General features: G+C 58.6%; 21 protein-coding genes. 7 read left to right on the plus strand and 14 right to left on the minus strand.

The window, feature by feature from the left end:
• Positions 1-90: 90 nt before the first annotated feature.
• Positions 91-3,858, plus strand: coding sequence for an outer membrane beta-barrel protein (locus AC5S26_RS07995; protein WP_494184318.1), 3,768 nt, complete (start codon positions 91-93; stop codon positions 3,856-3,858).
• A 66-nt stretch (positions 3,859-3,924) separates the two neighbouring features.
• On the opposite strand, the gene AC5S26_RS08000 is transcribed toward AC5S26_RS07995, so the two are convergent.
• Positions 3,925-5,106, minus strand: a complete 1,182-nt coding sequence (locus AC5S26_RS08000; protein ID WP_494184319.1) for a glycoside hydrolase family 27 protein — start codon at positions 5,104-5,106, stop codon at positions 3,925-3,927.
• Positions 5,107-5,269: 163 nt separating this feature from the next.
• Between AC5S26_RS08000 and AC5S26_RS08005 the strand changes: the two genes are divergently transcribed.
• Complete coding sequence (locus AC5S26_RS08005; RefSeq protein ID WP_494184320.1) at positions 5,270-5,905, plus strand: pyridoxamine 5'-phosphate oxidase family protein; 636 nt, start codon at positions 5,270-5,272, stop codon at positions 5,903-5,905.
• Between the two features lie 4 nt (positions 5,906-5,909).
• Here AC5S26_RS08005 and AC5S26_RS08010 read toward each other — a convergent pair whose 3' ends face one another.
• The 8 genes from AC5S26_RS08010 to nadC form a co-directional block, all read right to left on the minus strand.
• A complete protein-coding gene (locus AC5S26_RS08010; RefSeq protein WP_494184321.1) occupies positions 5,910-6,416 on the minus strand; it encodes a GNAT family N-acetyltransferase in 507 nt (168 codons plus the stop codon).
• 43 nt (positions 6,417-6,459) lie between these two features.
• Positions 6,460-6,744: a hypothetical protein gene (locus AC5S26_RS08015; RefSeq protein WP_494184322.1), complete on the minus strand. Its 285-nt coding sequence runs from the start codon at positions 6,742-6,744 to the stop codon at positions 6,460-6,462.
• Between the two features lie 104 nt (positions 6,745-6,848).
• The gene (locus AC5S26_RS08020; protein ID WP_494184323.1) at positions 6,849-7,406 is read right to left on the minus strand and encodes a CHRD domain-containing protein; all 558 of its coding nucleotides are present in this window, start codon (positions 7,404-7,406) and stop codon (positions 6,849-6,851) included.
• Between the two features lie 129 nt (positions 7,407-7,535).
• Positions 7,536-10,130, minus strand: a complete 2,595-nt coding sequence (locus AC5S26_RS08025) for a ComEC/Rec2 family competence protein (RefSeq protein ID WP_494184324.1) — start codon at positions 10,128-10,130, stop codon at positions 7,536-7,538.
• A gap of 173 nt (positions 10,131-10,303) precedes the next feature.
• The gene (rlmD, locus tag AC5S26_RS08030) at positions 10,304-11,602 is read right to left on the minus strand and encodes a 23S rRNA (uracil(1939)-C(5))-methyltransferase RlmD (protein ID WP_494184325.1); all 1,299 of its coding nucleotides are present in this window, start codon (positions 11,600-11,602) and stop codon (positions 10,304-10,306) included.
• A gap of 24 nt (positions 11,603-11,626) precedes the next feature.
• Positions 11,627-12,349, minus strand: coding sequence for a hypothetical protein (locus tag AC5S26_RS08035; RefSeq protein ID WP_494184326.1), 723 nt, complete (start codon positions 12,347-12,349; stop codon positions 11,627-11,629).
• A 64-nt stretch (positions 12,350-12,413) separates the two neighbouring features.
• Positions 12,414-13,214 (minus strand): biotin--[acetyl-CoA-carboxylase] ligase, encoded by an 801-nt coding sequence (locus tag AC5S26_RS08040; protein WP_494184327.1) that lies wholly within the window; start codon positions 13,212-13,214, stop codon positions 12,414-12,416.
• A gap of 5 nt (positions 13,215-13,219) precedes the next feature.
• Positions 13,220-14,104 carry a carboxylating nicotinate-nucleotide diphosphorylase gene (gene nadC / locus AC5S26_RS08045; protein ID WP_494184328.1) on the minus strand — a complete coding sequence of 295 codons (885 nt, stop codon included), beginning with the start codon at positions 14,102-14,104 and terminating at the stop codon, positions 13,220-13,222.
• A 52-nt stretch (positions 14,105-14,156) separates the two neighbouring features.
• Between nadC and AC5S26_RS08050 the strand changes: the two genes are divergently transcribed.
• A complete protein-coding gene (locus AC5S26_RS08050) occupies positions 14,157-14,567 on the plus strand; it encodes a hypothetical protein (protein ID WP_494184329.1) in 411 nt (136 codons plus the stop codon).
• A 5-nt stretch (positions 14,568-14,572) separates the two neighbouring features.
• Here AC5S26_RS08050 and AC5S26_RS08055 read toward each other — a convergent pair whose 3' ends face one another.
• Positions 14,573-17,353, minus strand: coding sequence for a valine--tRNA ligase (locus AC5S26_RS08055; protein ID WP_494184330.1), 2,781 nt, complete (start codon positions 17,351-17,353; stop codon positions 14,573-14,575).
• A gap of 107 nt (positions 17,354-17,460) precedes the next feature.
• Between AC5S26_RS08055 and AC5S26_RS08060 the strand changes: the two genes are divergently transcribed.
• Positions 17,461-18,000 (plus strand): bactofilin family protein, encoded by a 540-nt coding sequence (locus tag AC5S26_RS08060; protein WP_494184331.1) that lies wholly within the window; start codon positions 17,461-17,463, stop codon positions 17,998-18,000.
• 124 nt (positions 18,001-18,124) lie between these two features.
• A complete protein-coding gene (locus AC5S26_RS08065; protein ID WP_494184332.1) occupies positions 18,125-18,640 on the plus strand; it encodes a hypothetical protein in 516 nt (171 codons plus the stop codon).
• A 77-nt stretch (positions 18,641-18,717) separates the two neighbouring features.
• Here the strand turns inward: AC5S26_RS08065 and AC5S26_RS08070 are convergent, their stop codons facing one another.
• The 3 genes from AC5S26_RS08070 to AC5S26_RS08080 all read right to left on the minus strand — a co-directional run bounded on the left by AC5S26_RS08070 (position 18,718) and on the right by AC5S26_RS08080 (position 22,743).
• Positions 18,718-20,490 carry an outer membrane protein assembly factor BamD gene (locus tag AC5S26_RS08070; protein WP_494184333.1) on the minus strand — a complete coding sequence of 591 codons (1,773 nt, stop codon included), beginning with the start codon at positions 20,488-20,490 and terminating at the stop codon, positions 18,718-18,720.
• A gap of 50 nt (positions 20,491-20,540) precedes the next feature.
• On the minus strand, positions 20,541-21,233 hold the full coding sequence (gene rpe / locus AC5S26_RS08075) for a ribulose-phosphate 3-epimerase (RefSeq protein WP_494184334.1): 693 nt from the start codon (positions 21,231-21,233) through the stop codon (positions 20,541-20,543).
• Positions 21,234-21,348: 115 nt separating this feature from the next.
• Positions 21,349-22,743, minus strand: coding sequence for an excinuclease ABC subunit C (locus tag AC5S26_RS08080; protein WP_494184335.1), 1,395 nt, complete (start codon positions 22,741-22,743; stop codon positions 21,349-21,351).
• Positions 22,744-22,784: 41 nt separating this feature from the next.
• On the opposite strand from AC5S26_RS08080, the gene AC5S26_RS08085 reads away from it, so the two are divergent.
• Positions 22,785-23,096, plus strand: coding sequence for a hypothetical protein (locus tag AC5S26_RS08085; protein WP_494184336.1), 312 nt, complete (start codon positions 22,785-22,787; stop codon positions 23,094-23,096).
• Here AC5S26_RS08085 and AC5S26_RS08090 read toward each other — a convergent pair whose 3' ends face one another.
• Positions 23,097-24,497, minus strand: coding sequence for a TldD/PmbA family protein (locus AC5S26_RS08090; protein WP_494184337.1), 1,401 nt, complete (start codon positions 24,495-24,497; stop codon positions 23,097-23,099). It lies immediately after the preceding gene.
• 568 nt (positions 24,498-25,065) lie between these two features.
• On the opposite strand from AC5S26_RS08090, the gene AC5S26_RS08095 reads away from it, so the two are divergent.
• A complete protein-coding gene (locus tag AC5S26_RS08095) occupies positions 25,066-26,595 on the plus strand; it encodes a hypothetical protein (protein ID WP_494184338.1) in 1,530 nt (509 codons plus the stop codon).
• Positions 26,596-26,645 lie beyond the last annotated feature (50 nt).

A 26,645-nucleotide genomic window follows, 5' to 3' on the forward strand; every position in this document is an offset into this window, starting at 1 on the left:
CTTACCACGCAAACGGAGCCCTAGAAGCTTCCTTTCTTGAGACGTGGAAGTGACCAAGTTATGTCGCAATAACTTTGAGAGGTCATACAAATGCAAACCAATTGCAACACACGGGTTCTCCGCCTGATTTGTCAGGCAACGGGTCTTTTACTCCTTATGGCCGCTACCGTGTTTCTGAGCCGGCCTGCCGCGGCCCAGCTCGCCGGCAAGGGCTCGATCAACGGCAAAGTCAGCGATTCGACGGGAGCCGCGATTCAGGGAGCTTCCATTGTCATCACGAATAACGGTACCAATGCGAAGCAGACGACGGTTTCCACCGGGTCCGGCGACTATTCGTTCTCGCTCGATCCGGGCCGCTATACCCTCGTTGTCTCGATGAAGGGTTTCAAGGGCTATACGCAAGAGAATGTGAACGTCGATGCCCTGCAGACCTTCACGGTGGATGTGTCCCTCTCTACCGGTGGGGTCAATGAGACGGTCACGGTTACGGCTGCGCCTCCTCCGCTCGAGACCTCGAATGCGACGCTCGGCGTGACGATGGAGCAGGAGATGTACTCCTCGCTGCCCATTATTCAGGATGGCGGCGGGCAACGTCGCGCGACCGACTTTGCTTCGCTGCTGCCGGGCGTCTCTGCGAATGTCAGCAACGGCAATCTGACGACGAACTCCGGTATCGTCAATGGCGGCGGGAGCCGCGGCGCGGTTTCGGCGATCTACATCAACGGCGTGCCGATTACATCGGTTGCGGGCGAGGGTGACCCGCGATTCGTATGGACCTCGATGGCGGTCGATGCGATCAACCAGTTCCAGGTACAGACCGTTGGATATTCAGCGGTGTATGAAGGACTGGGAGTACAGAATTACATCGTGAAGAATGGCACCAACCAGATTCATGGCGTCCTGTATGACTACTTCCGTAACACGGCGCTCGATACATGGGGCTTCACCAAAGTGAACGACCCGATCACGGGTGCGCCGACAAAGCCTGTGGAGCACCAGAACGAATATGGTTTGTTCCTTGGATTTCCCATCCTCAAGAACAAGCTCTTCGTCTTTGGGGGCTATGAGGGCTACCGCTACTCCCGGCAGGTTCCAAACCAGAATCAGACCATTCCGACGCTGGGGATGCGCGACGGCGACTTCACGCAGCAGTTTGGAACGGCAGTCCCGGCTCTCTTCGATCCGGATACAACGATTGTCAGCCCCGACGGGAAACAGTACACGCGCGCGCCATTCCAGGGGTTGAAGAATGGTGTTCCCACGTACAACGTCATTCCCGCTTCGCGAATCTCCGCAGTTGCGCAGAGAATGCAGAGCTTTCTCCCGGCTCCTATCAATTCCGAGCTGGCGAATAACTACGTTACGAACTACTCGACGGGTCTTAACAACTGGACGACGACGAACCGAATTGACTACACGATCAATGAGAAGCAGACCTTCTCCGCGGTTCTGGCATGGGGACGTCAGGCGACGACGGGGCCTGCGGCTGTCTCGGTCAGTTCGGGTTCGACTACGAACGGAATGCCTCCACCGTATATCTCGTCGCAGCAGTTTGCTCCCAAGACGAAGGTCCTTCTGTTTGAGCACACCTATGCGATCACGCCTCACGTGGTTAACCAGCTGAAGTACGGGTATGGTCGATATGACGGTCCCGGCTTCAACCAGGACATGGGAGGAAGCTTCGCCGCTTCAGCTCTTGGGTTCCAGGGTCTTCCCGGAGGACAGGCGTCGGACTCTTTCCCGACGACCACCTTTAGCGGCAACACGAATATCAACCGCTGGGCAGGCTATTCTTCGAACCGCTCTCTCGCGAACGGCTACGTGCTGGTGGATAACGTGGAGTGGAACAAAGGGAAGCACACCATCACCATGGGCGGGCAGATTGCGTGGCTGCAGTACAACTACACGCCGAACTCGACGGGTGTGAATCCGTTGCAGCTGAGCTTCGCCAACTCGGCGACGGGCGGTTACAACGCTGGAACCACAACGCTGAATCCGAACACGGGTCAGGGATATGCCAGCTTCCTGGTTGGAGCTGTTACGGGCGGGACCAACTTTACGCTCTCCTCGGTTCCTGAGACCGGCGGACGTTTTCGTCCCATCTCTCCTTACATTCAGGACAACTGGAAAGTGACGTCGCGTCTGACGCTGGATATCGGGCTGCGGTGGGACTACTACCCGTCCTACCAGGAATCCCAGGACAGGTTTTCGTACTTCGATCCCAACAAGACGAATCCGCTTACCGGCAGTCCAGGCGCGCTTTCGTTTGGAGGCTCGGGCTCCAATCGCTGCAACTGCCGCCAGCCTGTGAACGATTCCATGAAGAACTTCGGCCCGCGCATAGGCTTTGCGTTTCAGAGCGACCCGAAGACGGTATGGCGCGGAAGCTGGGGCGTGATCTATACCCACGGCAATAACGTTGGCGGATCGGCGCAGTCGCGCCAGGGTTCGGGCCTGCAAGGCTTCAGCACCTCGCCTTCGACTCAGTTCATCGCTCCCACATCGGGGCAGGTGGGCAACCAGTACTGGAAGATCGACAATCCGTATCCTGCGTATGCGCAGCCACCAACGCTTGATCCTGGGCTCGGAACGTACTACACGACCAACAGCACGGCCGGATCGCAGAGCGTAACTTATACGGACCCTTACTACGGCGGACGCGCTCCGCAGTTCATCACCTGGAGCTTTGGCTTCCAGCATCAGATCACCAACGATATGACGCTGACCATGAGCTACGTCGGGTCGCAGGGGCACTTCCTCACGCCGGATAGTCTGACCGGCCGCGGCAAGTGGGCGAATCAGCTGGACCCGAAGTATCTCTACCTGGGCGACCAGTTAGGCAACGCGGTCTCATCAAACGCCGGAAAGGCGACGATCGCTCAACAGGGCTTTTCGTTCCCCTATGCCAACTTTGGCGGCGTAGGCAATCCCAGCATTACGCAGCTGCTGAAGCCGTTCCCGCAGTACAGCGGCATCAACGATTCGTTCGGCTTTGTCGGCAACACTCGTTACCACGCGCTGCAGGTATACATGAACCAACGCCTAGCGCATGGGTTGACCTTTATGGTGAACTACACCTGGTCTCGCAACATCGACAACAACGGAACCTTCCGTTCCGGCTATGACATTCCCGCCGCCTTTGCAAGCGATGGCCAGTTCCATCGCGCTCGTTCGCTGGATAAGAGCCTCTCGCTTGGCGATCAGCGGCACAAGTTTGTCATCACCGGTGCCTACGATCTTCCTTTCGGCAAGGGAGAACTCGGTGGAAGCCACTACCTCACTCGGGCTCTGTTCGGCGGCTACAAGTTCTCGACCATCTTCCAGGCCTACTCCGGTGCGCCGGTTGCGGTGACGATGAACTCCTGCAATACGAATCCATCGCAGAGTGCCTGTGAGCCGGTTCTAAATCCCACCTACTTTGGCAACGGGAAGAAGACGGTTACGCTGCCCTTTACCCAGGCCAACCTGAGCAAGATCCAGGTGCTTGACCCCGCGGCCTTCCTGGCTACGCCTGCCTATCAGTTCAGCACGCTGGCGAGGACGGCTGCCCTGCCGGGACTCTTCCAGCCGCCGAACTACAAACTGGATATTAGCCTGCGCCGCAGCTTCGGAATCCCGACTGGGTCGCATGAGGGAACGAAGCTCGTCTTCCAGGCCGATATGTTCAACGTCACCAACCATACGCACTTCGTCTACAGCTCAGGCAATGCTCCGCTGACGAACTGGGCCGGGCCTACCCTGGCTCAGCTGGGACAGCCCAACGCGCCCAGCTACGCCAGCAGTTACGGCGTGCTTGCGGTGGATGGCAATGCGGCGATCAACCGCGCGGTACAGCTGGCCTTGCGACTCGAGTTCTAAACTCCAACCTCAATGCAAAATATAAGAGGCCGTCTGCCCGCAATCAGACGGCCTCTTATATCGCCATTAGAATTTCAGCCTTACCATCACGGTTCCATGACTTGGGACTTCAGCGGTGAAGCTCTCTTTTGCCGTCGTGTCCTTGTGGCTCCAAAGATTGCGAACGGTAGCGGAAAGACCGTCTGGATAGCCGATGTCGTTCCACGTAACCGTGACCTTTTCGGCAGCCTTACCGCGATTGACCAGAGCGACAGCGCGGCCTCCATCGGCGAGCTGCTTGGACCATATCTCTGCATCGCCGCTTCTCTTCACGCGATGTCCCTGTTGTCCCAGGGCATCCTGGTCAATCGCGATGACCTCTTTGTTCAGAAGGATCTCCCGGGTCTCGGCGGACATCTTCGCGATGTCGTTGCCGGCCAGCAGAGGGGCGGAGAAGATGGCCCACATGCTGAAGTGCGTGCGATACTCCTCGGTCGTCATGCCGCCGTTGCCTACCTCGAGCATGTCGGGGTCGTTCCAGTGTCCAGGTCCGGAGTAGCTTTCGATGCCGTCCATCAGGTCGAGGATCTGGATAAGTCCACCGCCGCCCCAGGTGCGTTTGCAGTCCCAGCAGTCCTGAATGTCTGGCGTGGCGCGCCAAAGGTTGCCGACCGGGCCTGCCCACAGCCACGGCTTGGTCGAGCCCCACTCGCAGATGCTGAAGACGATTGGCCTTCCCGAGGCCTTCAGGGCCTCGCGCATCAGGGTGTACGACGATTCACTGTTCTGGTTGGGCAATGTGTTGCACCAGTCTTCCTTCAGGTAATCGACTCCCCACGAGGCATACTGTCGCGCGTCCTGGTATTCGTGTCCGATGCTGCCCGGGCGCTTGGCGCAGGTCATTGTGCCGGCGTCGGAGTAGATTCCGAACTTCAGGCCCTTGGAATGAATGTAATCGGCCAGGGCTTTGATGCCTGAAGGAAACTTCTCCGTATCTGCAACGATATTGCCTTCAGCGTCGCGGCCCGTCTGCCAGCAATCGTCGATGATGACATATTGATAGCCCGCGTCCTTCATGCCGTTCGTAGCCATCTGGTCGGCAGTCTCACGCACGACCTTCTCATTGAGTCCTTTGCAGGCAAATTTGTTCCAGCTGTTCCAGCCCATCGGCGGTGTCCGCGCCAATCCGTTCTCAAGCGCCCGGCTCGTTCCTGGAACAACCATCAGCAGCACGGCAAGCCATAAGGCAGTCATCCACCTACGATTCATTTATCTCTCCCAAGTTCAATCAGATATTGGTTTATCGTTTTACGACGCGAGCATTCTACCGGTTTGCGGCCATTGTCCGGCTGGCTGGATACGAAACTTCGCATCAGGACCTGGTCTCGGCGAATCTAATTCACGTTCCGTTCGGTGAAAGGGAGTTTCTGTCATGGGTCGCAGCTTCGCACAAATCGCCTTTACTCCGCTGGTGAAAGAGCAGCAGAAGAAGCGGGGTAGCCGTTCGCAATATGATCGAATGGAAAAGCTGGGTCCGCCTGGCAACGCTCTAACCGAATACGAACGCGAGTTCATCCGTGCACGCGATTCCTTCTATCTTGCGACCGTGAATGAAACCGGATGGCCTTATATTCAGCATCGTGGAGGGGAACAGGGTTTTCTGCATGTGCTCGACGAGCACACACTCGGCTTCGCGGACTATCGGGGCAATCGTCAGTACGTCACCCTCGGTAATTTGGAGCATGATGATCGGGTCGCCCTCTTCCTGATGGATTATCCCTCCCGTACCCGGCTTAAGATTCTGGGTCACGCTGCCGTATATGAAGGCGAGGGTGCGGAGCAATGGATCGAACAGCTCAGCACGGCCGCGGATCGTAAGCTGGTGGAGCGAGCCTTTGTGATTCGCGTGGAAGGCTTCGACTGGAACTGCCAGCAGCACATCACACCGCGCTTTACGGAGGAGCAGGTTGTGAAGGTCATAGCGCCCCTTCGCCAGCGGCTCTCCGAGCTTGAGGAAGAAAACAAGCGTCTCCGTCAGGAGATCTCCGATCGCGCCGCGGTCAGCTGAGTTTTTATGACTGCGAAAGCTGCTTCTCGTAGCAGAAAAATCTCTGCCCCGGACGGATCTGGAGGGAGATCTCGCCCGCAAAGCGGTATCCGAGGCTTGGAAACAACCGCTGCGTGTTCTGGTTTTCCGTATTCGTGTCTGCGCGTACGAAGAAGATGTTTTGCGCGAGCGCGACTTCTTCTGCCTTGAACATCAGCGCACGCGCTACGCCAGCACCTCGAAATTCGGGATCGACTGCGAGCCGATGAATCACCAGTGCTGGCTGTGCGATGTCCCAGTCAGCCTGCGCATAGTCGGGCTCGGGATCGGTGGTCAGCGCGATCGCCCCGGCAATCGTATCCTCATCGGCTTCGGCCACCCACAGACGGCCACGCTCAATGTCCTCCAGGAAGACTTTTTCGTTCGGATAGGTGTCGTCCCATTGCAGGTTCCCCTGGACGCGCATCAGGGGCACAACACGCCGCACCATTGTCATCAAGGACGGAAGATCGTCCCGTTTTGCGAGCCTCATCTGCATGATCCATAGGCTATCAGGCAGGCGACAGCGGCATAGGCTACATGATGCGGAAGCGTTCCCGCATCAGACGCTGAAATCTTGGCTTCCAGATCAGGTCATACGCCAGCTCCTTGCCGGGAAACATCGCCAGCGCCGCCTTTCGCGAATCGGCGATCATCTGCGACGCTTCCTCGATGGACAGGCTTCTGTCCTGCGCGATCACTTGCATCACCATGTTCATCATCATCTGCATCCGACGGATGAGCTTCTGTTCCTCGACCTGCTCCTCGGTCTTTGGCGCGACGGTATCTTTCTCCACCTGCTTCAGGTCCTGCTTCTCCATGGCGCTGCCCCCGTTGTTTTCACGGTACTCCTAATTGGAGTACGGCTGCACAGAGGATGCAAACGCAGGAGTCAGCGAAGGAACATGAGGCAAGCGCAGCAGATTCAGAGGATGACGCGCCGACGAATCAGGGTTATCATCCCCGCTGCCGCCGTTGCCCCCGTCCCCAGCAGCAGGAGCGTGCCCGGCTCAGGAGTTGCCGCGATCTGGCCCCTTAGCTCACCTCCCGGAAAGGTTGCATTGTGGATGTTGGTATAAGCGGTGCCATTGTTCAGCCCGGCGATCAGTGCAGCCTCCGTTCCGCCGCCACTGAACGCGAAGGTTGAGAGATCGATGGTGTTGTTGTATGTGCCGGAGGTTGCGGTGGGGAAGTTGGCGAACGGAACCCAGACGGGAGCATTCGCTCCAGGAGGGGTGCAGCAGTGAATGTGGGCTGCGGCCGGGTTTCCGCCGATCAGGCCGGAATAAGTGATCTCAATCGCCAGCAGGTCTCCTGTCAGCGAAAAAGTCGCAAAACCGGTCGCTGGAGATGCGTTCGGCGGAACCTCATTGGCTCCGCTCAGGCTTGCGGTGTAGGTGATCGTATCGGCGAGCGTGGGCATCGTGAGACAAGCTGTCCCAGCCAGTATGCATAGTGTGAGGAGGTGCTTCCATGTGGTCATGTTTCTGTCCTCTCGAAATAAGATTCAGAGGGCCCATGGTGCTTATCCACTGTAGCGAACCGATCGATGGTTTAGCGCGGTTCAATTGTAAAAACTTTTTGCGCCAGCCTCCTCAAGAAAGCAAAGGTCTTATTGGGACGCGAAGAAGCGATCTGCCTGCAACGCGTCATCTCCCCGCCCCAGAAGCTCATGAATCGGGCCGCCCCGATCCATCAGAAAGGTCGTGAGCCCGAACTCGTCGGTTCTGTAGAGCCGTGATCCTCCTGCTGCGATCCTTGCAATCACCTCCGGTCGCGGATGACCGAAGGTGTTTCCTTTGCCCACCGAGACGATGGCGTCTCTGGGCGCAAGTGCCGCCAGGAACTCCTGCGTTGTTGAAGTGCGACTGCCGTGATGCCCAACCTTCAACAGAGTTACCGGGGCGAGGCCGTGCGCAAGCATCGCCTGTTCGCTCGGAGCCTCCGCGTCACCTTCCAGGAGTGTCGAGGCTTTGCCGTACTGCAGACGCATCACCAGAGAATCGTTGTTAGCAGGTTCCCCCGTGTTGGCATAACTGCGTTCGGGTGCCAGTACGGTCAATTGGGATCCGCTCCAGGCAATCGCGTCTCCAGCGCGCAGATGCCTGACTCGAACTCCGAGCGTTGCGGCCTCGCTCAACAGGGCACGATAGGCCTCCGAATCGGGGTCCACTGCAACCCATAACTCACGCGGCCTGAAGTTGCGCAGAACCGCTGGCATTCCGCCCATATGATCGCTATGCGCATGGCTCAGCACAAGCACGTCGAGCCTGCGGATTCGCCGTGACCATAGATATGGGGAAACGACCTCTTCGCCCACATCGAATGTGCTCGTCGCTGCGGCTGCTTCATTCAAGCCTCCGACCGGACCGCCTGCATCAACTAGCATCGTGTCACCTTGTGGGCTGACGATCAGCAGCGAATCGCCTTGACCTACGTCGATGGCCGTCACTTCAAGCGAGTCCTTTGCGACGATAGCTGACTCGGGCCACAGCACGATGATCAAAATGAGAGGAAGCGCGGCTGTTGCAGCCCACGCCCATGCGCGTGATCTTCGGACTGCCCAGCAACAGAATCCCCACGCAAGGATCGCAATGACGGTGATCCACCATGCCGGTGCCGGAACCCGCATGTCCGCCGCCTGAATATGGCTGACCCCTCCGATGATTCGCACAATTCCATGCAGCAGCAGGGCTGTTGCGGATGCCGGTGCGATCGCAGCCCAGGGACCCACCAGAGCCGCGCAGAACGTGATCAGAGCGATCGGCGCAAGCAGGCTTACCACGGGGACGGTCAGCATATTGGCGGGCAATGCGAACAAGGTGGCGCGATGAAAGTACATCGCCATGGGTAGAGCCATCACCATCTCAGCGACCAGGCCGATCAGAGCCAGCTCGGTAGTGAAGAGCAGGGTGCGAATCAGATATCCCGGCAGATGGCGCGCCCAGCGTCCAAGGACTCCCGCAAGCGCTTCTCCCCACATGCGCAGCATCACGCGAAACTGTGCCTCCCTCGGACGAAGAACGGGATCCAGCCATAGATCGCCAAGCCTTCGCGAAGCTCGAGCATAGGGGAGGAACGTTCGATCCCCCAGCGGAACGGCGATTCCCGCAATTGCGACGATCGCAAGAAACGTCATCTGAAAGCTTGCCTCAAACAGGCTAGAGGGAGACCAGACGAGCTCTGCCAGAGCTGCTGCTCCCAGCGCGTTCAATACGCTGCTCTCTCGCGAAAGCAGGCGCGCCAGCAGGAATACTGTAGTCATGAATAAAGCTCGCTGAACCGGCGCTCCAAATCCGGTCAAAAGAGCGTATGCGCTCATGAGAGCAAGTGTCGTCAGCGTTGCGAGCCATCGACGGAAGCGAAGTCTTTGGAGCACCCAGAAGACGATGCCGGCCAGCAGCGCGACGTGCATGCCCGATACCACAAAGAGGTGAAACGAACCCGTGCGCTCAAACCCCAGCCGCAGCGAATGGTTCAATCGAGTGCGGTCTCCGAAGATCATCGCATTCAGCATGCCTGCGTCCTCTTCGGTAAGCTTTACCGCGGCCGGCAGTCTTTGGTTTGCCGTCGAATGAACCAGCTTCAGCATTCGGTCCGCACCCCAGCTCTGTGCGGCATACAATCCGCATTGCAGGCTGGCGGTTCCACTAGAGAGGACCCGCAGCTTCGCCGCCCGTGCGTTTCCGTGCATGGAGATGCCCTGTGCAAGGAGATAGTCTGCGTACTGCCAGGCTCCAGGGTCGCGATATCGTTGCGGAATTTTCAGCCGGAGAGGCATCTCTACTTCCTCGCCACAGTGGAGCGCAGGCAGCCGTCCATCTGGCGAGGTCACGGTGATTCGGACGCCGCCTGTCGCAGGCACCATGCGCGAGACGTCCGGAGTTACCTCTTCTATCGAATCCACGGCCACATCGATCGAAAGCGCAGTAGCGGTCTGCGGCTCTTCCTCAAGCCACGGTGCGGGATCGTTGTCCTGATTGACGGCCTTTATCTGTGGGGCCAACGAGCGGATGCGAACGATATGTCCTCGCACATCGCGGCTCAGACCATCGGCATATCGCAAAAGATCACGTTGGGTTGGAGGAACAGGGCGAATCTGCCAGCACCAGATCCCGGTAGCAATCCAGAGCGCCGCCACCGGTACGGCAGCGATGCGGAACGCATAGCGCATAGCGATTGCGGCTAAAAGAACGAGCAGGACCATGGCTAAGAGAAGGAGCGCAGGGGAGTGCCAGCTTCGTGCTATTCCCGAGCCCAATGCAAACCAGCAGGCAGCCGCAAGCAGCGGCGCGCGTCGTAGTTGAAGCCGCTCAATCCCTTCGTTGGCCCAGTATTTCTCTGCGTGGCCCAGAACTTCGCTCCGTTCTTACTTCCGCGTCAACGCCCGAGAACTGCTACTGTCTCCTGGTGAAAGGTCTGAGGAAACATGTCGACCAGATGCAGTTGGTTCAGCGCGTAGCCGGAGTCTACCATCGCTCTAAGGTCACGTCCTAGAGTTGCGGGATCGCAGGAGACATAGACCAGCTCCTTGGCCTTCACGCGGGCGAGCAGGACGCAGACTTCGGCTCCTACACCTGCACGGGGCGGATCCATGACGATCAGATCAGGGCGATCGCGTTCGATCGCGGCCTGCCGTAAAAACTCGACTGTGGTCGCGGTGACGGCACGCTTTCCCGTTCCACGAAAGTTCACGTCCAGATCGCCGGCCGCCGCCTCAACCGCAACGACATTCGTAAATCGTTTCGCCAGGAAGCGCGAGAAGAGACCGACTCCCGCATAGAGATCCCACGCGAGGGTTCCGCTTCTAACCGCGGTTACCAGTTCGATCAGCGGCTCCACCATAAAGCGATTTACCTGGAAGAAGCTGCCGCGGCTCACCCAGTATGTTTCGTCCATGGCCGCGTAGGTCAACCCTGCTGCGCCCCAGCTTACTCCAGGCTGAACTCGCAGCGACTTCCTCCCGCGACCGGAGCTCTGCATGATCTGTACTCCTGCTCCAGTCAGTTCCGGCAATTGCTCTCGGAGTGCTTCGCAAAATTCTTTGAAGCCCTTAGCTGGCTGCCTTCGAACGAAGAGCTGCATCTGCAGCTTATTCTCATCGCCACTGGTGAAAAACTCGATCTCTTCGGCTGAGTCGGCCCACGGCTGAAATCTCTGGGCGAGCTGAAGAAACGCCTCTGCCGCGCGCCACAGAAGCGGCGCAGCGATCGGGCACATCTGTATTGGGAGAAACTCTGTCGATCCTCGTCGGAGATAGCCAACCCGCAACTCTCCGTCTACCCTGGCGACGCGCAGACGAATTCGATTCCTGTACTCCCAAGGCTGGGCAGCATGTACCTGAATCTCAGGAATTGAATTCAATCCGGTACGCTCCAGGGTCTCTTGCAAAATGTTCTGCTTCAAGCGAAGCTGCGCCTCATAAGAGGCATGCTGATACTGACATCCGCCGCACACCCCAAAGTGAATACAGCGCGGCGCGACGCGATCGGAGGACGGGGTCAGTACCTGTTCAAGTACCGCATCTCGAACGCCGGCTCGTGTATCAACGATTTCTGCTTCGACCAGCTCTCCTGGAAGCGTGAAAGGCACGAAGACGGCTTCTTTTGTGGAATCGTCGCTTTGTAGATGCGCGAGCCCGGCGCCGCCATAGACGACCTTATCGATCGATAACTTCATCCGTTCCGCATCCTCTCATCCAAATCATCCAAGGCTCATGTAAAAGAGGCTCAACCGAGGCAGTTTACGTGCTTCCAGGAGCTTCTTCTGCAAAAACTGTTGCTGCACCTGCTTGATCTGGACGGCCTGCATCTTGCCCCGGTAGGGCGCAAGCTCGCGTGAAGCCTGCTCTCGCATCGTGGTCAGCTCGCTCTCTTCAGCAGAGGTCAACAGCGCCGCGAAGACCTTCTCTTCCAGCACCGTGAGGGTTCGATCGAGATCTTCAAGGGGAATGGATGCATCGACGCGCAGGCCGGCCGCCAGAGCGCGAAGCCGTGTGCCGGTCTCCGCAAGGACCGCGTCTGCCGGATGCCGCGAGCTTGCTGCTTCGAGCGCCATTGCGTTGTCCTCAAGGTACTTCGCGATGCGCTCGCTCTCGAAGCCGCTCTCAGCTGGTTCCGTCGTGCTCGCGGAGGATGCCCCTACAGCGGCCTCCATCGCCTGCTCGACGGCTTCCATCACGCTCTGGGCGCACCATGCCAGGCCGTTCACCTTGCGTAGCCGTCCGGAAGAACGTCGCGCCCGCTCGTCATATCGATCGAATGCGTTGTCGATTCCACGCAATATGGTTTCAAGGGGCAACCCCGCTTCGCGCCATGTTTCGATCAGGGCCCAATCCAGAGTGGACAGCATTAGTAGCGATCCCCGCCGTTGCTGGAACCGCTCTTCGATCTCAGTAAAGTAGTTGAAGTAATTCTGCATCGTCATAAACTCTGTGGCGGATCAGCCGCCACCATGTCTTAATTCTCGTTCTCAGTTTCGCGCGCGCCCGTCAGGATGGTTCTCGCACCCCGCCGGAGAGCACTGTGCGCAAGACGCCGTCGTCACCTTCCACCAGGAGAAAGCCGCGAGTGTCCAACCCGGCGGTCACGCCAGTATATCCACCGTTCTCCACGACACGGACACGCTTGCCCCGCGCCCACGTGGAAGCCGCGACGAAGCGATCCAACAAGTTGCTTCCATCCGTTTGTGTCAGCAACTGAAGCTCTCTCTCGAGAGCCTGCAGCAGCGCGATCAGCAGCGTCTCGCGGCGAATTGCGCTTCCGTTTTCGATGCGCAGGGACGTGGCTAATTGCGCGAGCTGCTCCGGAAAGGACTCGTGATTCAGATTTATACCGATGCCGATGACCGCGTAGCGCAGCGCCGGTTCCGCACTCGCTCCAATCGCAGGTGTCATGACGGTCTCTACCAGGATTCCGCCGCACTTCTTTCCGTGCATCAATAGATCATTCGGCCAGCGGATATCTGCATCCAGACCGGAGACCTTTCGGATCGCCCCCTTCGCGGCCAGTCCTGTAGCGAGAGAGATCCAGAGCGCCATTGCGAGAGGCAATGCCGGAGATACAAGGGCACTCACATACAGGCCATCGCCTGGAGCTGAGTGCCAACTGTGACCGCTGCGTCCACGCCCGGCAGTCTGCTCATCCGCGACCCACACTCCTGTGCGTGCTCCAGCCTGCGCGGCTTCAAGCGCAAGTGTGCTGCTCGAGCTTACGGAAGCGAAGTGCATCACAGGGCCGCTAAATGCCGTGCCTGCGAGCGCCGCCTCAACTTCGTTCAGATCGAATGCCATCGCAGCTAGAACACATCCGCAGTGATGCGCATGCTCAGGTCCACGGCAGTGGCCGAGTGCGTCAGAGCGCCTACAGAGACAAAGTCGACGCCAGCGAGCGCATACTTTCGCACCGTCTTCAGGTTCATGTTCCCCGACGATTCGATGGCCGCCTCGGGGAATGCCGCGCGAATCTTCTTCACGGCTTTCTTGGTCTGCGTCGGGGTCATATTGTCGAGCAGGATTGACTGCGCTCCGCCCGCGATCGCCTGTTCAAGTTCGGTTTCGCTGCGGACCTCAACCTGCACTACCTGTCCGGCCTTGTGGCCCTTCATCGCCTTTTCCAGCACTGTCGGAAGGCCACCGCCGAGCGAGATGTGGTTGTTTTTGATGAGGATTCCGTCCTGCAGATCGAGCCGGTGATTCACGCCCCCACCACAGCACACGGCGTACTTATCCAGAATGCGCAGGCCGGGAATCGTCTTGCGTGTGTCAAGCACTTTGGTCTTCGTCTTCGCCACGGCATTGACGAACTCATGGGTCAGCGTCGCGATGCCGCACATTCGCTGCATCAGGTTCAAGATGACGCGCTCGGTCGAAAGCAGCGCGGCTGCATTGTGCCGGATAACGGCCAGCGGCTGGCCGGCCCGCACTTTGACGCCATCGAAGATCTCCGGATGGCTCACCACCTCGAAACGACCTACCGGCCCATTACTCATCTTGCCGAAGATATCGAGAATTACGGGGATGCAGCCCAGTCCGGAGACCACACACGCCTGCTTGGCGAGGATGGTTCCGGTGGCGCGCAATTTAGGGTCGACCGTCAGCGCCGTTGTTACGTCGTTCGCCACCTTGTCTTCCGCCAGTGCTGCCTCGAGGATCGTTCGTATCCGCTTGCTCTTCCAGTCCATGCTGTAATCCTAAACCTCTGGGATGCATCTCACTGCTTAGCACACTATGCAGATGACTCTTTCCACGCAGTTTGCCTATCTCTTCATCCTGGCCCTACCGGTCGCCTGCGTCGCCTGGACGGTAACTCATGAGGAAGTCTTCCGCGAACCAAGGGAATGGTGCAAGGACAGGAGCCAGAACTGCCATGCTCTCGTCCCGCGCAAATTCTTCTATCTCTTCACCTGCGAATACTGCTTCAGCCACTATGTCGCGGCGCTCTTTCTGCTCATCACACAGTTTCAGATGCTCTACGCCGGATGGCGTGGCTACCTGATCTCATGGTTTGCGCTCGTCTGGGTCGCAAATGTCTACATGAGCTTCTTCAATCGGCTACGGCTCGATATCAAACACGAGAACGTGGCCATCGCGGTCGAACAGACCAAGGTGGAGGAAGCCCCTCGTCCGTCAATTCATACGCCATAGTGCTGTCAGGCCGCTGGCAATGCCTCCAGCGCGGTCTTCGCCTTCTCGTGCAACATCCTGGTCTCTGCCGCCTGCTTCCGCAGGCCGTCTACGATGTGCGCGGGTGCCTTCGCCATAAATGCCTCGTTGCCGAGCTGCCTCTCCGCGGCCGCCAGCCCCTTCTCCAGCTTGCCGAGTTCTTTCGTCAGCCGCTCGCGTTCGGCGGCGACGTCGATTTGCCGCTCGTAGACCACGGCTACGTCGAAGCTCGCCGTCGCCCGCGCATTTCCGCCCGAAAGAGCCTCGGCCGCAAACTCCACATCCGAGACCCGGGCCATTCTCGCAAGCATGTCGCGATTTGCGTCTGCGAGCGCAAGCACGCGGCTTTCCCCATGCAGTCGAATCGGAGCTGCTTCCTTTTCTGGAACCCCAAGCTCCTTGCGCAATGCGCGTACCGTCGTGATCAGATCCTGCAGCGTAGCCATCGCGGCGACGGACGCCTCATCGGCGGCAAAGTCCTTTGCCTGTGGATATCGGGTCAGTGCGACCGACTTCGACGGAGGCTCGCCCTCATAGAGCGCGTGCCAGAGTTCCTCTGTGAGAAAAGGCATGAAGGGGCTGAGCAGCCTGAGCGCTGCCTCGAAGACTGCCACCAGAGACGCAAGCGTCAGTGCAGTAGTGGCATTCCTCTCCGTGCCCTCCCCGAATTCAAGCCGAAGCTTGATCAGCTCCAGGTACCAGTCGCAAAACTCACCCCAGAAGAACTGGTAGATCGCCGCTGACGCTTCATCGAAGCGATAGTCCGTCAATGCGCGCTCGACCTCGCCACATACGGCGTTCAGTCTGCCGAAGATCCATCGCGTCTCGAGCGGAGTATCCTCCGGAAGCTCAGGAATCGTTCCGCTCGCCGGCATCGAGACCTTATAGCCGGCCTCCCTGGCGCGATCCACTTGCATGAACAGGAATCGAGCCGCATTCCAGATCTTGTTCGCAAAGGCGCGATAGCCCTCAGTCCGGGACTCGCTGAAGGCGATGTCCGTGCCCGGCGAGGCCATGCTGGCCAGCGTGAACCGAACCGCATCCGTGCCGTACTTGGTGACGATCTCGATCGGATCGATGACGTTGCCCTTGGTCTTCGACATCTTCTGTCGATCGGCATCGCGGACCAGCGCGTGGATGTAGACCTCGCGAAACGGAACGGCGTCCTTAAGCGTGCGCTTCGATCCGTCGGGCATGGGAACATCCAGCATGAAGTGGCAGCCCAGCATGATCATTCTCGCCACCCAGAAGAAGAGGATGTCGAAGCCGGTCACCAGCAGCTCCGTCGGATAGAACTCCGCGAGATCCTGGGTCAATCCATCCGACCCCTCGGCCCCCGGCCAGCCGAAGACCGTGAAGGGAAGCAGACCGCTCGAAAACCATGTATCCAGCACATCGGTCTCCTGGGTCAGTTCACTGGCGCCGCACTTGCCGCACGCTGTCGGCGTCTCACGAGCAACCGTGATCTCACTGCACTTCGTGCAGTGCCACGCTGGAATCCTGTGTCCCCACCACAGTTGGCGCGAGATGCACCAGTCGTGGATGTTCTTCATCCACTCGTCGTAGGTCTTCCGGTACTGGTCCGGCGTGAACCGGATGTAGCCCTTATCGACGGCTTCGATGGCCTTGTCCGCGAGTGGCTGAATCCTGATGAACCACTGCTGCGAGAGCCGCGGCTCGATGACAACCCCGGTGCGCTGGCTCAGGCCGATCGAGAGCGTATGCTCCTTCACCTCCACCAGCAGGCCGCGCTCGCGAAGATCTTCCAGCATCTTCTCGCGCGCCGCATACCGTTCCATCCCGTCGTAGGGTGAGCCCGGCAAGGCAACGTTCGCGGTTTCGTCAAAAATCGTCACATTCGGAAGTCCATGCCGCTGTCCGATGGCAAAGTCATTCGGATCATGCGCCGGCGTTACCTTCACTGCGCCGGTGCCAAACTCCGGCTTCGCCCAGTCGTCGGCAAGAATCGGAATCTCGCGCTCCGATCCGCCGTTTACGCCGCTCAACGGCAGTCTTACCATCCTGCCGATCACACCTGTGTAACGCTCGTCGGCGGGATTTACCGCAACCGCGACATCGCCCAGCATCGTCTCCGGGCGCGTCGTGGCCACGACGATGGAGCCTGTGCCATCGGCCAGCGGATAGCGCACGTGATAGATCTTCCCCAGGCGCTCCTCGTGCTCCACCTCAAGATCGCTGACTGCCGTCTGGATCGCCGGATCCCAGTTCACAATGTAGGCGCCGCGATAGATCAGCCCCTGCTCCCATAGCCGGACGAAGCACTCCTTCACGGCGACGCTCAACCGGTCGTCCATGGTGAAGTACTCACGGCTCCAGTCCACACTTGCGCCCAGCCGCTTCATCTGGTCCAGAATTGCCCTGCCGTAGAGGCACTTCCACTTCCACACGCGCTCCACGAACGCCTGGCGTCCCAGGGAGCGGCGATTCGTTCCTTCGCTGTCCAGCTGCCGCTCCACCATCATCTGCGTCGCGATGCCCGCGTGATCCGTCCCGGGGACCCACACCGCGGTCTCGCCGAGCATTCTGTGCCATCGCGTCAGGATGTCCATCTCGGTCTGGTTCAGCATGTGCCCCATATGCAGGCGGCCGGTCACATTCGGCGGCGGCAGCAGCATGGTGAACTTCTTCCGCGTCTCGTCCGTATCTTCAGGTGTGGCAGTGTCGAACAGGCGCTCTTCGACCCAGTATCTGGCCCAGCGCTCTTCAAGGATGGATGGATCGTATGCTTTCGGCAGTTCGTGGCTCATGTCCTTTAAAGGTAGCATCGCTGAGCGCCGCGAATTCTTCCTATAAGCCCTGCGCAAACACTCCCCGCCGGCCGTTTCCCGGCGTAAACTAGCCCACGAGGTTCTTCATGCGCAGACAGCTTGGCGGAATCCTTCTCTCAGCCGCTCTCCTTGTTTTTTTCTCCGCATCCGCCTACGCGAAGGGGCATCATAGCGACAACGATCGCGCCAGCTTCGGCTCCGATATCACCGTTGCCGAGGGAGAATCGGCCGGCGACATCGCCTGCGCATTCTGCTCCGTCCATGTCCATGGTGAGGTAACCGGGGATGTCGCTGTGGCCTTCGGCTCCGTCACGGTTGACCCTGGTCATACCATCTCCGGAGACACCGCGATCGCGGCAGGCAACCTCAATCTTGGCGAAGGCTCCACAGTCAACGGAGATCTCGCCATTCTGGCTGGAGACGTCCGCCTGGGAGAAGGCGCAGCCGTTCATGGCAATCGGTCCATTATTCCGCAGCCCCTGGGAATGTTGATCCTTCTCTCTCCGCTCCTGATCCTCATCGGGATCATTTGGCTGATCGTTTACCTCGTCCGGCGCAATCGGTATCAGTTTCCGGTTTACCCCCAGGGACAGGGAATCCATCCACCCCCACCCCCTCGACGCTAAGGTCAGGATCTTCCCTCTAAGTTTTTTGAGGGAACTCCCGGGCGAACTCCTGCGTATTCTTTACTGCGGCCTGCCAGGTAATGCCAGGCTACGTTCGATCCGAAATTACGCAGGAGAAGAGTCTGTGATAACCAGTGCAACCCGATTTCTGGGATTCCTGTTTCTTCTCTCCTTTAGCTCCGCGGGGTTACAGGCGCAGAGTCATGGCTCTCGCACCTATTTCAACCAGGACATCTTCGTTGCCCAGGGGCAGCAGATCCATAACGCAACCTGTATCTTCTGCTCGGTTCAGATCGAAGGAGAAGTGACCGGCCGCGTCCTGGTTCTATTCGGCAATCTCAACGTCACCGGCCGCATTATGGGCCCGGCGTCGGTTGTCGGTGGAAATACCGTCATCGATTCCCAGGCGCGGATTGGAGGCAACACGCTCGTCGTTGGAGGCAATGCCGTCTACGAGACCGATGAGTCCATCTCGGGCAATGCCTGGGTTGTCGGCGGTCACCTCTCTCCCATATCGCATCGCCCTCGGTCGGCTCATCGTCTTTCCTTCAGCCCCTTCCTGTTTGCAGGCGCTGCGGTAGTTGCATTCTTTCTTGTCTCACTGCTCTTTCTTCCCCGCCATAAACCAGATCCCGCCTAGATTTCTCGCCAAGGTTCTCTCCAAAAATAGAAAAGCCCCGAGCTTCGGGGCTTTCTGCTTTTGCGTTTGAGTACCCTTTAGAAGGGGTTGATCTTCTTGAGGCCCTTCTTCTTCTTGTGCGTGCTCGAAGACTCTTCGTCGTCGTTGAAGGCCGGCTTCGGATTCTTCTTCTTGCCGGTTGCAGTTGCCTGCGCCGGCTGCGCAGCGGGCTGGGCGCTTGGAGAGACATCGTTGATTGCATCCGGAGCTGCCTCAGGCTTCTCTGCCGGGGGAGGAGTCGCGGTATTTGTTGGACCCACCGGCTTCAGACCGCCATTCGGAGCGTTCTGCGCTGGCGCCTGCCCATTCACGCCTGGTGTCAGCACCTCCACGCCCATGGAATTTGCGCCTCCGCTGGGAGCCGCAGCCGCAGGCTGATTGCTGGTTCCGGGAACATTCGTCACCGCCGCGCCGGAGCTGTCTCCTCCGCCCGAAGACGGAATATCCTGCAATTGCAGAGGAGCTGCCGGCTTCGCGGGCCCGCCTGCCGCAGGGGCCGCCGCTGCAGGGGCAGCCTCGAGGGTCGCGTCGGCTGTGGGGGGTGTCGCAGAAGGAGCCGCCGCCGCCGCGGGATTCATCGCATTCACATAATCCTGCTGGATTCCGCGTACGATCGCAGGAGCCACAACTGGCTTCGCATCCACAAGAGGTGGTTCGCCGGAGTGAGCGGCCAGCACGGTATCCGGACGCCGCAGGATGATCAGTCTTGCACGATCCTGAATATGGTATTGGCCGCGGCTGTTTTCAAGCGCCGCGCTTGCGGCAGCCTGTTCGGGGCTTGGCGTCGGAATCGGAACGTTCATCGCCGCCAGGCGATCGCGCGCATCTTCCACGTGAGGCGAGGCAGAGTGCTCCAGGGCGACCTTTTTGTAGGCCGCTATCGCCTGGTCGTCATAGATCTTCTGCAGGCGGGCTTTTGCTCCCTCTGGAAGTTGTGGCTGGGCGCGAACGATCCGAGCCTCAGCAGCGTAGGCGTCGCCCAGAGCGACCAGGACATCATCCATGCGGCTGAACTGCGGATACCCGTCGGCCACGGTCTGATAGCGTGCGATGGTTGCCGGCCAGTTCTCGTGAGTAGCGTAGAAGGCGGCGATCTCGGCCTCGCGAGTCGCCATCACCTCTTGCACCTCGCGCAGCCGCTGCTTGGCCTGCGGAACCAACGTCGAGTCAGGGAACTGCTGCAACATCAGGCGATATTCTTCCTGCGCGTGCAGAGCTTTGGAGTAATCGCGGTCCGGCTTATCCATCTGCCGGAAGTAAATGTCGCCTACACGCATCTGGGCCTCGGCGGCCTCAGGCGCGTTCGGGAAGAAGGTGATGAAGTCCTTGTACTCCTGCTCGGCCTGGGTCAGCGCGGCGGTTCCGCCTTCGCGATACCAGCTGTCCGCGATCGCCAGCTTAGCCTTCATCTGGTACTGCGAGTCGGGATAGGTATTCAGCAGGGTCTGCAGGTCCAAACGGGCTACGTCGAAGTGCCCTTTCTTGGTCGCGATCAGCGCCTTGTCGTAGAGCTGGCGATCCGGAAGCTTAGCGTCGGCCTCGGCCTGCGCGTCCGTCTTCTTCGAGTCCTTCATCCGCTTTTTGGTGTCTTTGGACTGGACGACTTTGTCGTCCTTCTCCTTCTTGCTTTTCGTATCCGGAGAAGCCGACAGGGTTGCATCCTGCGCCTGCTGAGTGGTGGCGTCTGTTGGGGCCGGGGTGGAACCGTTAGCCTGCGCGTACGTCCCAGCCGGGCATGCCATCAGGGCAACTGCAACTCCAGCCAGTACCGCAGCCCTGAGGCTGGGGAAGAAAGAAGAACGATGATTCATCAGCCGTAAACCTCACATCCGCCTCGCACCCGGGGTGCTCAGGCTCGGTTCTATTCTAGCCCCTCCCGGTGGGGCTTGTCTGGTTCCGCCGCCCGGGCAAGTTTCAAGAATCTCTTTGCGTTTTGCTCGGTTTTGCCCTTGCCGAAGATTGCTGAACCGGCCACCAGCATCTCCGCTCCTGCCTGGACGACCGAAGCGACGGTATCGGGGGCGATTCCTCCATCGACTTCAATGCGGAAGTTCAGGCCCATCTGCTTCCGCAATTCCGCCAGGTAGGCAATCTTTTCCACCGCAAACGGGATGAATTTCTGACCGCCAAAGCCCGGGTTCACGCTCATGACCAGGACATAGTGCACCATCGGCAGCACTTCAATCAGCATGTCGACGGGGGTCGCGGGGTTGATGACCACTCCTGGCAGCATTCCGTGGTCTGAGATCAACTGCAGCGTCCGGTGCAGGTGACGGCAGACCTCCTGGTGGACACTCAGCAGATCCGCGCCAGCCGCCGCGAATGCCGGAATGAACTCATCCGGATTCTCAATCATCAGGTGGCAGTCGAGAGGGAGGTTTGTCACCTTCCTCAAAGCTTCGACCATCGGAGGTCCGAAGGTGATGTTCGGAACGAAGTGACCGTCCATCACGTCCACGTGGACGATGCTTCCGCCGCCGCGCTCGGCTGCTTTTACCTCGTCGGCAAGATGCGCGAAGTCGGAAGCCAGTATCGAAAATGCCAGTTCAACCAAGAGTGTGCTCCTGACTAGAGTTTACAGCGGAATCTGATCCATCCTTGCATCCTGCATCTCGACCGGTGCGAAGAGAACGGCTTCTCGACCCATGCGACATTTTGATCGAACCGGCCTATTCTTTATCCGCAGCAGGAACAACGCGCTCCACATCCGGTCGCCCTTTGTGCAGCACTCGCGTCTTCTTCGCCGCTTCGCGCTGCACATCGGGCAGGGGTTTCGGTTCACCCAAGACCTGTCTCGCGGCGCCTCGCAAGATCCTTCGGATCGGCCAGCCTCCATCAGCGTTGGGAAGAAAGGCCTCGCCCACACGCTGCTTCTCGGGCCGATAATACCAGCGACGAAATAACGAAAGATGATCGCTTAGAAGTGCCAGATCGTTGCTCGCGGAAACGTGTGCTTCAAGCTGCTGCAATGCTGCACGTGCCCGTTCTTCGGGCGACAGCGTGCCCTGTCCTGTCTCCACCGTCTCGCCTTCCTGTAAGGTTTCTAACGAGCCTGTTCGCTGGGGCGGCAGTGGAACCGCTGCCAGCATCAGCGGCTGCGCAAACAGCGAGCTGCCTACGCTTGTCTGCTCCTTTACCGCGCGGACCCCCAATGTGGACATACGCTCCGGCCCGACGATACATCCTCCAGCCAGCATGAACAGAGCAGCTTCGTCCTCCCGCTCTTCCACAGGAGCAGCCCTTTGCACTACAACCGCGCGCAGGTTCGGAATCGGCTGCACGATCTCATCCGCCAGCGCCGCGGCGGCCTTTACCTTCTGGTGTTGTTCATGGAGTTGTGCCGCCCGTTCGAACTCCATCTCCTCCGATGCGCGCTCGCGTTCGGTCGCGATGCCAGCCAGCATGCTCTCTCCCCGGGTATCGAAGAAGGTCTTTACCGCAGCCGCCTCGGCTGCATACTGCTCGGGCGTGCAGGCCTGCTTACATGGCTCGATGCACTTCTTCATCTCGCCATAAACGCAGCCGGGATGCTCCGGATAAGGTTGAAGATCTTCGTGGCAGCGGCGCAGCTTGAAGAGGTCGAGCGCGGCGTCGCAGTAGCGCTCCGCCGCGGCACGTGAAGGGAAGGGGCCATACATCTGCGCCAGTCCCCGCTTTGAAAGCCGGTTGGTCGCATACACACGTGGAAACTCGTTCTCCACCGTGAAGCGAAGGAACGTCGGCGTATGCAGCCGCAGCCTACGCCGGGCCTCGGCATAGCCAAAGATGGCTGCTGTCGCGAGGTAAAGGGTGAGGGTCGATTCGAACTCCGACCCCGTAACCGTGTATTCGATCCTCGCGACTCGATCGCGCAGGTTCAGCCGTTTCGATTGCGACTCGGGAGGATCGAGCAGGCGCTTCATGCGTCGGCGAAGATCCGCCGCCCGTGTCAGGTAAGGTTCGGCGTTCGTCTGTTCGCCGTAGAGAGCGAAGACTCCCGGGAGTACAGGAACAGAACGCAGAATCTCATCAGCGTCCTTCGCCGAAAATGCTATTGTTGCCACGAAGCTAAAACTAGCTGCCACGGAATGAATTCTATTCTTCAGGCTGCAAGTGAAACCAACGTATGTTCAATGTCGAACCACAAGAGAAATGGACAGATGAAGAGATCGCCGAGTTTGAGGCGTATGCTGCAGAGCGCTTGCATACCACGCTTCGAAAGGCCTCGTATGCAGGCATCCTGTTGATCGTTAATGTCCTTTGCGTCGTTCTGTTCCTCGAAGGACGTTCTCTACATAATCACTGGCATGGCTTCGGCAGGTATCTTCTTGTCACCGCAGAAATGCTGTTCCTATGGTTTGTGTATAAAGCAGGTCTAGTGTGGTCAGCGTGGCAATCGGCCCGAGAGACCCGACGTGAGTTTCGCGATCTCGATTAGTCAGCTTCCGGCGATCGTCATGCCTTCAATGTGGATCGTAGGTGCGGCGGCAGAGCTGTGGAAGACAAGATCGTTGCCGATCGCGACGATGTTGCGGTACATGTCCTTCAGGTTTCCTGCAATCGTGATCTCTTCCACTGGATACGCCAGTTCACCGTTCTCGATCCACAGTCCAGACGCTCCCTGCGAATAATCGCCGGTGACGAGGTTGACGCCGAAGCCCATCGTCTCTGTAACGTAGAGACCGTTTTTGATGCCGCCAATTATCTCGTCTGGATTTTGCGTGCCGGGTTCGAGAAAGAAGTTGCCGGAACCGATGCCGGGGTTTCCTGCAAGTCCACGCGAGGCATTGCCGGTCGACTTCATGTTGAGCTTGCGCGCCGTGTACGTGTTGTTCACGTAGTTTTGAAGCACGCCGTTCTGCACCAGCACCGTGCGGCGCGAAGGCAGGCCCTCGCCGTCGAAGGGCAAAGTTCCGAAGCCTCCGACCGTGATTCCGTCTTCGTCGAGCATCATGGTTCCGTCGTCGATGACGGTGATGTTCTCTCCCGCAACCTGCTTGCCGAGCATGTCGGCGAAGAAGGTTGCGTGACGATAGATGGCATCACCGTTGGCGGCGTCGAAGATGTTGCCGATGATCGAGCGCGCAATCTCGGGCGAGAAGACTACGGGGGCCTTCTGGGTGGGCACGCGGCGAGCTCCCAGGCGGCGCAGGGTTCGCTCGGCGGCGATACGGCCGATCTCTTCCGGCGATTCGAGCTTCGAGGTTGTGCGCGAGCTCGAGTACCAGTAGTTGCGCTGCATTCCGCCCTTGTCGTCGACGGCAATCGGAGAGACGGAGAAGCCGCAGTAGGAGCGGCGATACTCTCCGGTGAAGCCGCGCGAGTTGGTGAGGATCTTGTGCGAGGTCCCGGTGTCGAAGTCCGCTCCGCCGGAGTTCTGGATGCGGGTGTCGAAAGCCATCGCCGCCGCCTCGGCGCGACGGGCAATCTCGATGCGCTCGGCGGGTGGCTGCTGGTTTACGTCGTCGAAGTAGAGCTTCAGGTCGCCCTCGAGCTGGCCGAACTCGTCCGCTTCAGGTAAACCGGCAAAAGGGTCTTCACTGGTTACCTTCGCCAGCGTCACCGCACCCTCGACAAGACGCGTAATCGCCTCGTCCGAGAAGTCCGAAGACGAGGTACTGGCTGTCCGTTGACCCAGAAAAACGCGCAGGCCGACGGCGCGGGAGCCGGATTCCTTGAGGGTTTCAACCTGTCCGAGCCGAACCCGGGCGGAAAACTCATCGCCCTCGGCGACGACGGCCTCGGCGTCGGTGGCGCCTGCCTTGAGGGCGCGGGCGAGGACATCCTGGGCTAGCTGGTGAAGGTCGGTCTTCCGGGTCGTCTGAATGTCGATTGGCATGTCAGAACCAGAATAACTGCCTTGGGCCCCCCCCCGGCTGTTTTACGCAAAGTATTGATTACAGGTGGTTTAGAGCTGGACCTAAAATGTAAAATCCTGTAAACAAAAGGCTTAGGTGTCAAAGTATTGAAAATAAGCCGTTTAGATGGATGCTTTCAGCTGACTCATGGAACGGGTTCAGCAACGCAGGCTGTTTCTTAACTCTTCTTCTTATTGTAGAAGATCGACCCAAACTCATCGGCATCTGGAAGCCATTTTGTTTCAAATGTTTATGGGTAATGAAGGCTTGACTTCTTTTCTGTGGGAACTTTTAGAAGGCCTCCCCGAGGCTGATGTAGGTGGCACGACTGGAGGGTCCCAGGGCGGAGAGCGCCAGGCAGGAGAGAGACAGAGCAAGGGAGTTTCGATGACGCAGCAAGAAAGTCCTCCGGCGAGGTGTCGACCTTCTTTTGCGATAGCTGCTCTTTGAACTCTATGCGCTATGGCGGAGGTCGGTCTTGTTTTGAAGTTCGGTCGGTAAAGTCCCTCTGATCTAAGAGATATTCTAGGCGAGCATGTCGGAGGTTGAATGGAAGTACGAACGCAATCATCTCAAACCGGTCTCCCTTACTTTGCTTATCTCTGGGCCATCCTTGCCGCGACCGTCTTCCTGCTTCTCAGATTTTTTTTGCGTTCCGGGGTTCCCATCGCAGGGCTGGGAGACCAGATTCTGTTTTTTGGGCGCGCTGTGCACATTCTCCACGGAAAGATCATTTATCGCGATTTCTTCGAGCTGGTGACACCGGGTACGGATCTTTTGTATGCGGCCGTTTTTAAAATATTTGGCGTTCGCGCCTGGGTGATGTCGGCCTGCGCCGTGGGCGTTGGATTGACGACGTTTCTGGTCATCACCTCGATCGCGGTCAGGATCTTTCAGGGCCCGATGATCCTGCTGCCCGGATGTCTCTTCCTGATCTTTGACTTCAGCAGTGCATCGGATCTGACCCACCATTGGTACAGCACGCTGGCAGCGCTTGCGGCAACAAGCCTGCTCATACGTGGAACCGGTCTGGGGCGGAGTGTCGGAGCAGCTTGGCTTTGCGCACTATCGGTTCTCTTCACGCAGACCCAGGGAGGCTTGGTCTTTGTCGCGATTTTGATCTATCTCCTGTGGTGGAGCCGTCGAAAAAATGAGTGGCTCCCGCTCGTCGCCTTCGTTCTGATCTTCGCGGCGATTGTCTCTACTGTGCTGGGTTATTACGTCTACAGATCCGGATTGCATGCCATTACATTCGATCTGATTGAGTTTCCCGTGAAATTTCTGTCGTCGGGCGATGTCAATTCACCGCGGACTTATCTGCGGCAGTTTCCTGCACTCCATTCGCCAAGCGATCTTTTTCGGACCATTCCTTATCTCTTCATCTACGCGCTCGTCCCTTACGCCTATCTCTTCGGACTGTACAAGCTTTGGATCAATCGCAGACGTCTGGCTCCCGAGGTACGGGATTCTCTGATTCTGCTTCACCTGGTTGGCATCGCTTTATTTCTCGCGGTCGCCAGTGGGCCGAGATTTTTCCGCCTCAGTACGGTCGCTCCGCCCGCGATTCTGATCTTTGTATGGCTTCTCAGGGGAGAGGCTCGCGCGCCGAAGATCTCTCGAAATCTTTTATGGGTTGCGACGGCGGTATTCGCGGTTGCCCTGCCGGTTCGACGTCAGATGGAGTGGCATGGCGTGTTAGATCTTCCCATTGGACGAACAGCGTTCCTCAGCCGCCAGGACTATAAAGAGTTTCAGTGGATGGCACAGCATACGCATCCCGGAGACCGGTTTTTCAATAAGACGGCGCTGTCGCTGTTTCTCGAGATTGATACGCCGACACAGGTTGAATTGATCAATGACGAAGATTTCACGCGCCCTGAGCAGGTGGCAGCGGTGATGGACTGGTTCAAGCAACGGCCGGCGAAGTTTATTGTGATGTACCCGAAAGGCGCCAGATACTCCACGGCAAGTAACTCCGAACCTTTCCGGCGATACGTTGAGTCGAATGATCGGATCGCTCATACCTTTCCTCTCTCCGAAAATAAGTGGACTGAAGAGGTGTGGGAGCCGAAGCCTTGACCGGCCTTTCTTTGGCGGTCGCGGTGGGATGGATTTTGCTAAGCCAGTCT

The sequence above is a fragment of the Edaphobacter sp. FHG110511_03 genome, from assembly GCF_059115365.1.

Bases quoted from the DNA above. Each gene is read 5' to 3' on its own strand.
- AC5S26_RS07995 (WP_494184318.1), top strand. From the start codon at position 91: ATGCAAACCAATTGCAACACACGGGTTCTCCGCCTGATTTGTCAGGCA.
- AC5S26_RS08000 (WP_494184319.1), bottom strand. From the start codon at position 5,106: ATGAATCGTAGGTGGATGACTGCCTTATGGCTTGCCGTGCTGCTGATG.
- AC5S26_RS08005 (WP_494184320.1), top strand. From the start codon at position 5,270: ATGGGTCGCAGCTTCGCACAAATCGCCTTTACTCCGCTGGTGAAAGAG.
- AC5S26_RS08010 (WP_494184321.1), bottom strand. From the start codon at position 6,416: ATGAGGCTCGCAAAACGGGACGATCTTCCGTCCTTGATGACAATGGTG.
- AC5S26_RS08015 (WP_494184322.1), bottom strand. From the start codon at position 6,744: ATGGAGAAGCAGGACCTGAAGCAGGTGGAGAAAGATACCGTCGCGCCA.
- AC5S26_RS08020 (WP_494184323.1), bottom strand. From the start codon at position 7,406: ATGACCACATGGAAGCACCTCCTCACACTATGCATACTGGCTGGGACA.
- AC5S26_RS08025 (WP_494184324.1), bottom strand. From the start codon at position 10,130: ATGGTCCTGCTCGTTCTTTTAGCCGCAATCGCTATGCGCTATGCGTTC.
- rlmD (WP_494184325.1), bottom strand. From the start codon at position 11,602: ATGAAGTTATCGATCGATAAGGTCGTCTATGGCGGCGCCGGGCTCGCG.
- AC5S26_RS08035 (WP_494184326.1), bottom strand. From the start codon at position 12,349: ATGACGATGCAGAATTACTTCAACTACTTTACTGAGATCGAAGAGCGG.
- AC5S26_RS08040 (WP_494184327.1), bottom strand. From the start codon at position 13,214: ATGGCATTCGATCTGAACGAAGTTGAGGCGGCGCTCGCAGGCACGGCA.
- nadC (WP_494184328.1), bottom strand. From the start codon at position 14,104: ATGGACTGGAAGAGCAAGCGGATACGAACGATCCTCGAGGCAGCACTG.
- AC5S26_RS08050 (WP_494184329.1), top strand. From the start codon at position 14,157: ATGACTCTTTCCACGCAGTTTGCCTATCTCTTCATCCTGGCCCTACCG.
- AC5S26_RS08055 (WP_494184330.1), bottom strand. From the start codon at position 17,353: ATGAGCCACGAACTGCCGAAAGCATACGATCCATCCATCCTTGAAGAG.
- AC5S26_RS08060 (WP_494184331.1), top strand. From the start codon at position 17,461: ATGCGCAGACAGCTTGGCGGAATCCTTCTCTCAGCCGCTCTCCTTGTT.
- AC5S26_RS08070 (WP_494184333.1), bottom strand. From the start codon at position 20,490: ATGAATCATCGTTCTTCTTTCTTCCCCAGCCTCAGGGCTGCGGTACTG.
- AC5S26_RS08085 (WP_494184336.1), top strand. From the start codon at position 22,785: ATGTTCAATGTCGAACCACAAGAGAAATGGACAGATGAAGAGATCGCC.
- AC5S26_RS08090 (WP_494184337.1), bottom strand. From the start codon at position 24,497: ATGCCAATCGACATTCAGACGACCCGGAAGACCGACCTTCACCAGCTA.
- AC5S26_RS08095 (WP_494184338.1), top strand. From the start codon at position 25,066: ATGGAAGTACGAACGCAATCATCTCAAACCGGTCTCCCTTACTTTGCT.